The 12,482-nt window shown below is 47.3% G+C and carries 11 protein-coding genes and 1 pseudogene; 11 read left to right on the top strand and 1 reads right to left on the bottom strand.

Translation table 11 applies throughout. From position 1 onward, the window contains the following. Positions 1-19: 19 nt before the first annotated feature. The 4 genes from ileS to ispH are packed head-to-tail and all read left to right on the top strand — an operon-like array spanning position 20 to position 4,844. On the top strand, positions 20-2,842 hold the full coding sequence (gene ileS, locus GVJ32_RS14455) for an isoleucine--tRNA ligase (protein ID WP_159240797.1): 2,823 nt from the start codon (positions 20-22) through the stop codon (positions 2,840-2,842). Beyond that, positions 2,835-3,356, top strand: coding sequence for a signal peptidase II (gene lspA, locus GVJ32_RS14450; protein ID WP_159240796.1), 522 nt, complete (start codon positions 2,835-2,837; stop codon positions 3,354-3,356). The genes ileS and lspA overlap by 8 nt, the downstream gene beginning before the upstream one ends. 25 nt (positions 3,357-3,381) lie before the next feature. Further along, complete coding sequence (gene fkpB, locus GVJ32_RS14445) at positions 3,382-3,837, top strand: FKBP-type peptidyl-prolyl cis-trans isomerase (RefSeq protein ID WP_159240795.1); 456 nt, start codon at positions 3,382-3,384, stop codon at positions 3,835-3,837. Positions 3,838-3,896: 59 nt separating this feature from the next. After that, complete coding sequence (ispH, locus tag GVJ32_RS14440; protein ID WP_159241022.1) at positions 3,897-4,844, top strand: 4-hydroxy-3-methylbut-2-enyl diphosphate reductase; 948 nt, start codon at positions 3,897-3,899, stop codon at positions 4,842-4,844. Positions 4,845-4,849: 5 nt separating this feature from the next. Here ispH and GVJ32_RS14435 read toward each other — a convergent pair whose 3' ends face one another. Further along, a complete protein-coding gene (locus GVJ32_RS14435) occupies positions 4,850-5,353 on the bottom strand; it encodes a GspH/FimT family pseudopilin (protein ID WP_159240794.1) in 504 nt (167 codons plus the stop codon). Between the two features lie 209 nt (positions 5,354-5,562). On the opposite strand from GVJ32_RS14435, the gene GVJ32_RS14430 reads away from it, so the two are divergent. The 7 genes and pseudogenes from GVJ32_RS14430 to GVJ32_RS14405 all read left to right on the top strand — a co-directional run bounded on the left by GVJ32_RS14430 (position 5,563) and on the right by GVJ32_RS14405 (position 12,476). After that, positions 5,563-6,075: a GspH/FimT family pseudopilin gene (locus GVJ32_RS14430; protein WP_159240793.1), complete on the top strand. Its 513-nt coding sequence runs from the start codon at positions 5,563-5,565 to the stop codon at positions 6,073-6,075. Further along, positions 6,072-6,545 carry a type IV pilus modification protein PilV gene (gene pilV / locus GVJ32_RS14425; RefSeq protein ID WP_235035157.1) on the top strand — a complete coding sequence of 158 codons (474 nt, stop codon included), beginning with the start codon at positions 6,072-6,074 and terminating at the stop codon, positions 6,543-6,545. The genes GVJ32_RS14430 and pilV overlap by 4 nt, the downstream gene beginning before the upstream one ends. Beyond that, positions 6,545-6,628: pseudogene (locus GVJ32_RS18495) on the top strand (prepilin-type N-terminal cleavage/methylation domain-containing protein); the annotation flags it as partial. The gene pilV and the pseudogene GVJ32_RS18495, both read left to right, overlap by 1 nt. Next, positions 6,629-7,579, top strand: a complete 951-nt coding sequence (locus GVJ32_RS14420) for a PilW family protein (RefSeq protein ID WP_200841454.1) — start codon at positions 6,629-6,631, stop codon at positions 7,577-7,579. It begins immediately after the preceding pseudogene. Further along, positions 7,576-8,127: a pilus assembly PilX family protein gene (locus tag GVJ32_RS14415; RefSeq protein WP_159240792.1), complete on the top strand. Its 552-nt coding sequence runs from the start codon at positions 7,576-7,578 to the stop codon at positions 8,125-8,127. Before GVJ32_RS14420 ends, GVJ32_RS14415 begins: the two co-directional genes overlap by 4 nt. Positions 8,128-8,154: 27 nt before the next feature. Next, entirely contained in the window at positions 8,155-12,033 is a 3,879-nt protein-coding gene (locus GVJ32_RS14410; protein ID WP_159240791.1) for a pilus assembly protein, read from the top strand. Next, positions 12,030-12,476 carry a type IV pilin protein gene (locus GVJ32_RS14405; protein ID WP_286187621.1) on the top strand — a complete coding sequence of 149 codons (447 nt, stop codon included), beginning with the start codon at positions 12,030-12,032 and terminating at the stop codon, positions 12,474-12,476. The genes GVJ32_RS14410 and GVJ32_RS14405 overlap by 4 nt, the downstream gene beginning before the upstream one ends. Positions 12,477-12,482: the final 6 nt, after the last annotated feature.

Genomic DNA, 12,482 nt, shown 5'->3' with positions numbered 1-12,482 from the left:
GAATAGTTAGTACAGCTATATGAGCGATTATAAGCACACTCTAAATTTACCCGAAACCAGCTTCGCAATGAAAGCGAACTTGTCGCAACGCGAACCGACCATGCTGAAACGTTGGCAGGAAGAGGGTGTGTATGAGCAAATTCGTCAGGCTCGCGCCGGCCGCGAGAAGTTTATTCTGCACGATGGCCCACCGTATGCGAATGGCGATATTCACATCGGTCATGCGGTAAATAAAATCCTCAAAGATATGATCGTGAAATCAAAAACTTTGAGCGGCTTTGACGCGCCCTATGTGCCGGGTTGGGATTGTCATGGTTTGCCGATTGAGTTGAATGTAGAAAAGAAAGTGGGTAAGGCTGGCCATAAAGTCGACGCGGCGACCTTTCGCGAGAAATGTCGCGAATACGCTTATAAACAGGTCAACGGTCAGCGTGAAGACTTTAAACGTTTGGGCGTTTTTGGTGATTGGGACAAGCCATATTTAACGATGGATTTTGGTTTTGAAGCCAATATTATCCGCGCGCTAGGCAAAATTGTAGAAAATGGCCACATGCACAAAGGCTTTAAGCCAGTGCATTGGTGTATGGATTGCGGTTCGGCTTTGGCTGAGGCTGAAGTCGAATATAAGGACAAAACTTCACCGGCGATAGACGTAGCGTTTGCGGCGGTTGATCGCGACGCGGCGATTAGCCAAGGTGGTTTGCCAGTAGGCATTGAAGGTGAAATAAACTTAGCCATTTGGACCACCACGCCGTGGACCCTGCCCGCCAATATGGCGGTGTGTTTGCATCCCGAATTAGATTATGTGTGGGTGAGTTTTAGTCGCGACAGTGGCGACACAACGGTGTTGTTATTAGCTGAGGCGCTACACGAATCTACACTCGCCCGTTACGGTGTAGACACATTTGAAATTGTAGGGCGTTGCAAGGGTGCAGCACTCGAAAACCTACAATTACAGCATCCATTTTATGGTCGCCTGGTTCCCGTTATTTTGGGTGATCACGTGACGACTGATGCCGGTACCGGCGCGGTTCACACTGCACCTGCACATGGTCAAGATGACTTTGTGGTGGGCAAGCAATACGGCCTGGAAGTGTATAACCCGGTAGCAGCAAACGGCACCTTTTTAGAGGGTACTGAGTTATTTGAAGGCCAGCACGTATTTAAAGCGAATGATAATGTGATCGCGACTCTAACTGAGCGCGGTCGCTTACTTCACTGCAAACATTTTGAGCACAGCTACCCACATTGCTGGCGCCATAAAACTCCGATCATTTTCCGCGCGACGCCGCAGTGGTTTGTGAGCATGAAGCAAAACGGCTTGCTTGATATGGCGATGGCGGCTGTCGATACTGTGAATTGGACGCCAGGCTGGGGGCGTGCGCGTATTGAGTCGATGATGCAGGAACGGCCAGATTGGTGTATCTCGCGTCAGCGTACCTGGGGCGCGCCGATTGCTTTGTTTGCCCACAATGATACTGCGGAATTGCATCCCCGTACTACTGAGCTGATAGAACAAGTTGCTACTCGCGTTGAAGCCGGCGGTATTCAAGCGTGGTTTGATTTGGATGCAGCCGAGTTATTGGGTGACGAAGCGGCGCAATACAGTAAAGTGAGCGATACCTTAGATGTGTGGTTCGACTCCGGCGTAACCCATTACGCGGTCTTGTCACAATTAGAGAATTTGCAATTTCCCGCAGACTTATATTTAGAAGGCTCTGATCAACATCGGGGTTGGTTTCAGTCATCCCTGCTGACGTCAATTGCGACTCGCGGAGTGGCGCCGTACAAAGGCGTGCTGACCCACGGTTTCACCGTTGATGCGCAAGGTCGAAAAATGTCTAAGTCGGTGGGCAATGTGGTTGCGCCGCAAAAAATCATGAATACTTTGGGTGCTGATATTTTACGTTTGTGGGTGGCCGCAACAGATTACCGTAATGAAATGACGGTATCGGATGAAATTTTCAAGCGCACCGCCGATTCGTATCGTCGTATTCGTAATACCGCGCGTTTCTTGCTCGCCAATATGGCCGGTTTTGAGCCCACCGAACACTGCGTTAAACCGGAAGAAATGCTCGCACTAGATCGCTGGATTATGCATCGCGCAGCGGTGTTGCAAGACGAAATCGTTGCGGCTTACGACGCTTATCAATTCCACTTGGTTTACCAAAAACTGCATAATTTTTGTGTGTTGGAGTTAGGTGGTTTTTATCTGGATATTATTAAAGACCGGCAGTACACCACCAAGGCAAATAGCCTGCCGCGGCGTTCTGCGCAGACAGCGCTGTACCATATTGCGGAGGCGCTCACTCGTTGGGTCGCGCCGATTCTGAGCTTTACTGCAGACGAATTGTGGGAACATTTGCCGGGAGAGCATAGCGGCACTGTGTTTGCCGCCGAATGGTATTCGGGGCTAACTAAGATGTCGGCTGAAGGCGATATGGGCGATGCATTTTGGGATACCGTGCAGGATGTGAAGTCAGCGGTGAATAAAGTCTTAGAAGGCGCGAAAAAAGACGGCTTTGTGGGCGGCAGCTTGGCGGCAGAGGTCACTTTATTCTGCGATGAATCTTTGATGACGACCCTGAATGCCTTGGGCGATGAGTTGCGATTTGTATTAATTACCTCCGCCGCGCGCTTGGCGCCTTTGTCGACAGCCAATGAGGCTATCACAACCGATGTGGAGGGCTTGCAAGTTCGCTTGGCGGCAAGCGATGGCACCAAGTGCACACGTTGCTGGCATCATCGCGAAGATGTGGGGCAGTCATTAGCTCACCCTGAGTTGTGTTTCCGTTGTATCGATAACGTCGATGGCGACGGGGAAGTGCGTTTATATGCATGAGACTGGGGTAGATGGCGAAGTTGCTGCACAGCGTCGTAGCCGTGTGTTTTGGTTGCTGGTCGCGGTTGCGGTGATCGTACTTGATCAAATCAGTAAATATTTTGCAAATAACAATTTGGACTATGCCAGTCCGGTAGAAATTTTGCCGGTGCTAGATATTACCTTGCACTATAACCGCGGCGCGGCATTTAGCTTTTTGAGTGATGCTGGTGGTTGGCAGCGGTGGTTTTTTACGGTGATTGCACTAGTTGTGAGTGCCTATATTGGCGTGTGGCTGGTGCGTTTAAAGCGTGAGCAGTGGCTCTTGTCGTTTGCTTTGGCCTTAGTACTTGGTGGCGCGCTGGGCAATCTGTGGGACCGTATGTATTTTGGTCATGTTGTCGATTTTATATCTGTGCACTGGGGGGCAAGTTACTTCCCCACCTTTAATATTGCCGATGCGGGTATCAGCGTGGGCGCCTGCCTGTTATTGCTCGATATGGTCGTAAACCCCGAATCGAAAAAATCAGCCTAAGTGGCTGTGTGGAATTGTATTGATCATGACGAATATTAGCGTAGCACCCGGTACTGAAATTAGTTTGCACTTCTCCCTTAGTATTATTGATGGCGACGAGGTCGATTCTACGTTTGGCGGTAAGCCCGCCACATTTGTATTCGGCGATGGCAGTTTACTTCCCAGCGTAGAAGCAAAATTACTGGGTTTGACCGCAGGTGCAAAAGAGACGTTTACGCTGGAGCCACAAGATGGTTTTGGGCAGCGTAACCCAGGCAATATCCAACGCTTTCCACTCAGTCAATTTGCTGCAGATATGGTTTTAGAAGAAGGTTTGGTTATCTCCTTTGCTGATGCTGCGCGCGCAGAGTTACCTGGTGTGGTGAGTGAAGTGGGTGAAGACCACGTGATGGTAGACTTTAACCATCCTTTGGCGGGAAGAAATTTGGCCTTCCGCGTTGAAATTTTAAGTGTCAGCGCGCAGGCTGATACAAAGTCATAATGAGGTCTGCAAGTGAGTAGCTTGCACAGGGTGAAGTAATGAGTGGCGCTAGCGACAAAATGCAAATCAAAATGGCCAACCCTCGCGGGTTTTGCGCCGGTGTTGACCGCGCCATCGAAATTGTAAATCGCGCTTTGGATGTATTTGGCGCGCCGATTTACGTGCGTCACGAAGTAGTCCACAACAAATTTGTAGTAGAGAATTTGCGTCAACGCGGCGCCATATTCGTTGATGAGCTGGACGAAGTGCCAGACGATAAAATCGTTATCTTTAGTGCCCACGGAGTATCAAAAGCGGTACGTAATGAGGCAGACCACCGTGGCCTAAAAGTATTTGACGCCACTTGCCCGCTAGTGACTAAAGTCCACATGGAGGTTGTGAACTTCAGTGGTGCCGGCCGAGAATGCGTGCTGATAGGGCATAAAGGCCACCCCGAAGTTGAGGGTACGATGGGGCAATACGACGCCTCACAAGGTGGCGGTATTTATCTTGTTGAAGATGTTGAACAAGCGCTGGCTTTAGACGTGAACGACCCGGATCATTTGTCTTACGTGACGCAAACAACGCTGTCTATGGACGATACCGCCGCCGTGATTAAAGCACTGCGCAGTAAATTTCCTAATATTGAAGGGCCCCGCAAAGACGATATTTGCTACGCTACCCAAAATCGCCAAGACGCAGTAAAAACCTTGGCGGAGCAGGTTGATGTTGTGTTGGTGGTCGGCTCACCCAATAGCTCGAATTCTAATCGTCTACGTGAATTGGCGGAGCGTATTGGCTGCCGCGCCTATTTGATTGATAGCGAAGAAGATATCAATGCAGAGTGGTTAAAGGGTAATCCGAGAATTGGTATTACCGCCGGTGCATCTGCGCCTGAAGTACTTGTGAGTTCCGTCATAGAGCGCCTTTGTGAACTAGGCGCATCTGCCCCTGTAGAGCTAGATGGCCGCCCAGAAAACATCACCTTCTCTCTGCCTAAGGAGCTGCGTTTAGTTGAGGTTTCTTGAGTGGATTAGCACTCGTCAATATCTACTTTAACCATACGCAGACGCCCGCCAATACTTAAAATAATGTGATATCCCCTATCGAGTTGATCTGAGCACACGGTAATGGTGCCAACTTGAAAGGCACCACTTGCTGTGTGAGCACTGCCGTCAGCATGAAATTTTACATAGTTTGCAACCCAGCGGTTACCGCTTATCTGGATATGATTTTGCGGTGCTGCGCGGTAAAGAAGTTGCTCACCGCGATTTAGCTCGCCGTCCTTATTGTCATCTAAAAAAATCTCAACACCGTTTCGCCAATCACCATCGGTATTCCACACGCTGACATGGCTACTACGCATCACGGCACTTGCTCTGGCGCTGCTTAGTACCTGAAATAGTGTCTGTGCAGATGAGCGCAGACGATGGTTTTGTAGTGTCTCGTAAAGCGATGGCACGGCAACAAGGCCAAGAACGGCCGAAACCGCCAGTGCCGACAATAGCTCAATGAGTGTCATTCCCTGAGTTTTCATCACAGACTCCTTTCTATGACTCAGGGTAATCATAAAAGGGAACTTGGGCTGTGTCTAATTGGTAGGGCACTTACCGTTGGTCGTGATATCGCTACCGTATGTCTGGGGATTGCTGATCTTGCCAGAGCTTTACGCTAGTGTTCAAAGTCGCATAAATGGTTATGCAGCGGGCGTGGAAACTTTAGGCACTGTTAGAAATGGGGCGGTTTGTGGGACGTAAAATAACAATGCAGGGTTTTAGTCTGATTGAATTGTTGACAACAATGGCCGTCGTCGCCGTTTTGTTTGGTATTGCAGTGCCGAATTTCAACACATTTATTGCAAATTCCCGTGCCAGCGCAGACGTCCAGCAGCTGAGTCAGAGTATTGTGACGGCGAAATCGGAGGCGGTAGTGCGAGCGGCGACGGTGATTGTTACCGCGACGGGAGGGAGTTGGCAATCAGGTTGGCGGAGCTGGATTGATTTGAACAGTAATGGGTCTATCGATGGCGGAGAAGTGCTAAAACGTACCGAGGCTATTAAAAGTGGCTCTGGACTCACTGTAACCCGCAATGGTAGTGCGATTACAGAGTTCGCGTTTGATCGTAATAGTACATTAGTTGGCGGGCTTCAGCCTATAACAATCCAATACCGCACTTCCCCTGAGCACTGCGCGCGAGACCGAGATATTGAAATTAGCGCAAGTGGACAGCTACGAATAACAGAGCGGGATTGCACATGAGAATGAAAAAAACGCGATTTGTGCGGAGTGTTAGTCTTAGCATGCAGTCTGGGGTGACGTTGGTAGAGGTGCTTGTGGCGGTATTAATTACCGCGACAGGTGTTCTTGGCGCGGCGGCCTTGCAGCTGAATTCTACGAAGTTTAATCAAGTAGCAAATACCCGTTCGGCGGCTGTTTTTCTTGCCAATGATATGGCTGATCGTTTACGAGCGAACAGAGAAAGAGCGGGAACGGGAAACTATGATCTAGCGTTAGGCGCAGATGCTCCAGATGGCGACACGATAGAAGATATAGATAGGCGTGATTGGTTGTCAGAGCTGGCATTGCGTTTGCCTAGCGGTGACGGTTCGATAGTGCGTGATGGCTCTATATATACTATTACCGTGCAGTGGGATGAGAGCCGCATAGCAAAAACGCGTGATGCTGATGGCGGTGATTTGGAAAGTTTCGTCTTTATAACGNAATTGTGATGGTGACAATAAAACAGAAAGTACAGCAGGGTTTTGGCCTTGTAGAGCTAATGATATCGGTAACGTTGGGGCTGGTATTAAGTATGGCTGTTATTCAAGTTTTTGTAGCTAGTAATAGTAGCTCTACATTACAGCAGTCACTTGCGCAGGTACAGGAAAATGCGCGCTTTGCTATGCGAATTCTCGGAGAAGAAATTCGTATGTCGGGGTATATGGGATGCACCTCCATAGGCACCGTAGTAGTCAATAACATTGCCCTGCCGGCTAGTGCAGTGGACTTTAGTTTGGCCACTGCGTTTGTAGGTCAAAATGATCTCGAGGATGGCAACGCTTTAGGGGCGGTTGAAGGAACGGATGCTATACAGGTAAAGCGTGCGTCGAATAACTTTATACGTCTTGATGGTACAACTACAGCAGATGACACGCATTTAAATATTAGCGCCAATACAGTTGGCTTTGTAAAAGACGATTTTGTTTTGGTTTCAGATTGTTTAAATGCAGATGTGTTCCGTATAACAAATACGCCAGCTAGCACAGGTGCCACGACTTTAGTTCATGCGAGTGGCTCGCTGAACACGTCAGGTACCTTGGGTAAAAAATACGGATTAGATGCGGAAGTTTTCGGTTTTGAAACTAAAAATTATTTTGTTAGAGATACCGGGAGAGATACGCCGAGCGGTAATCCTATTTACGGACTGTATGTTCAGCAAACAATAGCAGGTTCGGGTGGAACGATGAGCGCAGCCACAGAATTAGTAGAAGGCATTGAAAATATGCAGATTACCTATGGAATTGATGTAAACGGTGATCGGTCAGTGGATCAATATACAAATGCTGTGGCAAATTGGGCCAACGTACTCAGCGTGCGAGTGTCGTTGCAAATGCTTGGTTCAGACGAGAATGTTGTTGGCACAACGGGTAGTGCCACTGCTCAGAGTGTTGTAGATGTAGATGGTAATGTATTGGCCAATAACGACGGTCGATTGCGACAAGTGTTTACCAATGTTTTTGCAATTAGGAATAAAGTGCCATGAGCAAAAATAGTTCATTGATAAAATTAGTTCATATTCAGTCTCAACGCGGCGCCGCTTTAATTGTCAGTCTTATATTTTTGTTGATTTTAACTATTGTTAGTGCGGCATCTATGCAGTCTGCAACCTTGCAAGAGCGCATGGCGGGAAATGCTAAAGATATCAACTTAGCTTTTCAGGCAGCGGAAGCAGCGTTGAGAGAAGCAGAGGCGCAGTTATCTCAAATTAATATTGGCAGCTTCAACGGCAGTAATGGCTTGTACCTGTCATGTGCTGACCCCACTGATACCCGGACCGCTTGCATTGAACCGGATTGGTTAGACCATTCTGCCACAGGGTGGAAAGCGGTGCCCAACAGCCCTATTACCAATGCGTCTAGGCAGCCTGAATACGTTATTGAAGAATTAAGCAATGTGGCTGATCCCAATGCGGCCTTGGATTCAGATCGGCCAGTGGCGACGTTGGGTTATTACTTGATTACGGCCAGAGGTTTTGGAGCTAGTGATCGCAGTATGGTGGTGCTTAGCACTACGTTTAAGCGAAATAATTGAGAGTACTTTATTGTGCTGGGGAAAATTATGACGGCCTTTATTAGATTTATTTTCGGCGGGATGGCAGTGCGAAATATGTTGTTAGTGCTGCTGGCCACTTCTGCGATATCAGTGCCATCATTTGCGGAAGAATGTACTATTACGGTTACTAGTCCGAATCCGGTTGGTTTGGAATTTAGCGCAACTGGTGTTTACATGTTCCCCGAACTTGAGAGCATAGTAAGCGTTGAGCATGTTGAGCCTGATGGTGACTATGTTAGTAATTACTACCGGTGCGGTTTTTTAAATTTATTTTTATGTTCTAACACCAAAGAATACATGTGCAGTAGCACTCCTAACGGCAACGGCAACGGCAACGGCAACGATGGGTACTATAATTTCACCGATAATATAATTTCAGTAATTAATTCAAATAATAATAATAAGGATCAATGTCGTGCAACGTTCACTGTGAAAGGGTTAAAGGCCAACTGTTCTCCCTCTCCTGTTGAAGAAATTATTAGCGACGGAAATGTAGCGCAAGCTCCATTATTTCTATCGCAGTCTGCCGAGCCTAACGTCATGTACATGTTGGACGATTCTGGCTCTATGGGCTGGGACTATATGCCAGATGGATTAAGTAATGACATCCGAAGAAAATCCCCTCAATTTAATTCTATTTATTACAATCCTGGCGTGACTTACCGACCATGGATAAAAGCTGACGGTACTTCCTACCCAAATGCGAGTACTACTTGCCCCTATAAGGATCCTACTAAAACCTCGAGCTCAGATGATTGTCAGCCTTTAGATATAGATAGTGGTTGTAATAGCGGTGGTTGCGGAAGTAGTTATTTCGCAAGGTACTATTGGTACAGTGGCTCGCCATTAAATCCTAGTCAAGAAAATAGTTATGTTAAAAAAGATTTACGTACTGGGCAAACGTATACCGGCCATGGCAGAGAAAACCGTCAAGATTGTACTAATGCTTCAATAGAACAATGTAGTGCTGCTGAAGAGATTCAAAATTTTGCTAACTGGTATACCTATTATCGTACACGTATTTTGGCAGCTCGTGCGGGGAGTGGATTCGCTTTTGCGCAGCAAGGCAGCAATATGCGAATTGGTTTTGGAAGTTTAAATAACAATGCTACGTCCGTAGATGGTATTACTGTTGCCTCAATTATCTCGGGTGTCCGGCCTTTTGTCGGTGAGGCGAGAGAAAATTTCTATGATAATTTGTACAGCTTGAATCCAAGCGGTAACACACCTTTGCGCAGGGCGCTTGATAGGGCGGGTAAATATTTTTCGAGCGACGATGATAAAGGCCCTTGGAGCGATACCCCTGGCGAAGACTTAGATGAAAATGTTGCGGAAGAACATCTTGCTTGTCGACGAAATTATACAGTACTAATGACGGATGGCTATTGGAATGATGATGCCGCATCGGGTGGTGCTGAGAGCAACAACGATGGTACCTCGGGGGAGGCGCATTATACGCCAAGTAACTCGAGTTATGCTTACACCCCAACGTCACCTTTTAATGATGATCGCTCTAATACTTTGGCCGATGTTGCTATGTATTATTGGAAAAATGATCTTCGTGACGACTTGGATAATGTAGTAAATAGCAGCGCGTTTAATCCGGCTTTTTGGCAGCATATGACTACATACGGTGTTGGTTTCGGCGTGACGGGGGAACAAGACCCAGAAACTGTATTTGCTGCGATTTTGAATGGTTCGAGTATTCCTGCTTGGGGAAACCCTAGTAGTGCAGGTAAATATAAAATTGATGATTTACTCCATGCAGCTGTAAATAGTCGGGGTGGGTACTTTAGCGCCTCAGAGCCTGAAGTGTTTGCTAATGAGTTAGCTCTAGTGCTGCAAGAAATTAGCCAGCAAAGCAAGTCATCGGCATCGTCTATTGCAGTTAACTCCACACGCCTTGATTCTGGCACGCTAGTTTATCAAGCCAGTTTTAATTCAAATGATTGGTCTGGGCGCATACAAGCATATACTCTGACTGAGTCAGGTGCGATTGATGGTGTGTTTTGGGATACAAATAGCGCAGGCAAAATTCCTGCGTATGGGGCGAGGAATATTGTTGCTGGGGTTGGCGAGCAGGGAGTTTTAATTACCGATGCTGCCGCATTTTCGTGGGATCAGTTAACAGATAGTCAACGAGATTATTTAAGGCTTTCTTCAGGTGAGTCAGATGCTGTGGCGCAAAGCCGTCTGGCCTGGCTGGCTGGGGATAGGTCGAACGAGAATAATAGTTTGCGTTCACGGACGCAATTGCTTGGTGATATTGTTAATTCTGACCCATTCTATGTGGGTAATATTGAAAACTACAGTTATCATTTGCTCCCTAGTCCAGAGGGTTCAACTTATGCTTCGTTTCTTTCAACGAAAGCTATCCGAGACCCTATGTTATACGTGGGGGCAAATGACGGCATGTTGCACGGATTTAACGCACTAACAGGGATGGAAAAGTTTGCGTATATTCCGGTGTCCGTATTCCCGAAATTAGCGCAATTGTCAGATCCGAACTATGTGCATAGCTATACGGTTGATGGCTCCCCTCGCGCCAATGATGCATATTTAAATAATACTTGGAAAACAATTTTAGTTGGCGCAACAGGGGCTGGTGGTCGTTCGGTTTTCGCTATTGATGTGACTAGCCCGACGAATTTAAACAGCGATAAAGTAATGTGGGAGTTTTCGACACCTACTGGAGTTATTAATACTATAGGTGTAGCTGATCCGTTAGATCTCCGTTTGCATCGCTTGGGTGTGGCAATGAGCGCACCAGTTATTGCGCGATTAAAAGCTGGTAACAAATGGGTGGCAGTTTTTGGCAATGGCTATGACTCTGCTGACACCGTCAAATTATTTGTAGTTGATTTAGCTTCTGGTGCTTTGTTGAGGGTTATTGATACGTTGAGGCCAGGAATAAATAATGGTCTTGCTACTGTGGTACCTGTAGATGCCGACGGGGACAGAATTACAGACTACGTTTATGGCGGAGATTTAGAAGGTAACTTGTGGAAGTTTGATTTTACTGGCTCTACTGTCGCGAGCTGGGGATTTTCGGCTAACTTTTTGACGACTGTTGCAGGTTCATTAGTGCCTGTACCCATGTTTAAGGCTGTAGATGGTAATGATGTTGCGCAGCCGATTACATCTCGTCCAACAGTGGGGCGTCATTATTCAAATGGTTTGATGGTTTATTTTGGAACGGGTAAGTACTTTGAAACTAGTGATGCTCAGATAGGTAACAATCCGCAAGTACAGGATTTTTATGGTATTCATGACACAAATTCGCCAGTGTCGAGGGATGACTTAGCTGTGCAAACAGTTATTGCTGAGGGTGTTATGACAACCTTAAATAATACGAGCACCGCGCGTAGGGTTCGTGTAACGACGGATTTACCTTTACAGTCAGCGGGTTGGCGTTTGAATCTGTTATCGCCTGCAGGGGCGAACGGTGAGCGAGTTGTTTCGCCTGCGGTACTGCGAAATGGGCGAATTATTTTTGCGACAATTATTCCAGATGAAAGTGTTTGCGGTTATGGGGGGCGAAGCTGGCTAATGGAGTTGGATGCAATGACTGGCGGGCGGATTGGCGATGAAGCTCCTGAGTTAGATGATGAAGGCAATGTTATCAATGGCGGTGTTGATTCTCCGGCTTTGGATATTAATGGTGATGGTAAAGTGGATTACCTAGATGTAATAAAAGATGGAAATGATTCATATCCACCAAGTGGTGTCGGTAGCGATGAAATGATCAAAACGCCAGGTATTATTGGCGCCGGAGAACTTGAGTATAAATATACATCGGGTACTAGCGGCTCTATCGGTGTGATTACCGAGAGTGCTGGCGATGAATCGCAAGCTGGCCGTCAATCATGGAGACAGTTGCAGTGAGTTATATTAAAAATGCAGGCGGTTTTAGTTTGATGGAGCTAATGATAACGGTTGCGATAGTCGGAATTTTAGCTTCTATCGCTTACCCCTCTTATCAGGAGTCGGTGGCGAAGTCTCGGCGTAATGAGGCGAGTAATGCCCTGTTTACGTCGGCGCAGGCTTTGGAGCGGTATTATTCTACAAATGGACGTTATACCACTACGGCTGGTGGTTCTACCTTACCTGCGGTGTTTCCGACGCAGGTGCCTGAAAATGGCACTGCGTATTATACAATTGCCTCTACCGCGGCATCTGCAAATGCCTTTACTTTGCAGGCTACTAGGGCGGGCGTTATGGCCGGCGATGCCTGCGGTAATTTTACTTATGATGAAACAGGGGAGTTGGCATTAACTTCAAAGCCTTCCGGCTCCTCTAAGACGGTGGCAGATTGTTGGCGCCGCTAATATATG

Source organism: Zhongshania aliphaticivorans (genome assembly GCF_902705855.1).
GTDB lineage: Bacteria > Pseudomonadota > Gammaproteobacteria > Pseudomonadales > Spongiibacteraceae > Spongiibacter > Spongiibacter aliphaticivorans_B.
This window is presented reverse-complemented; position numbering and strand designations above follow the sequence as displayed.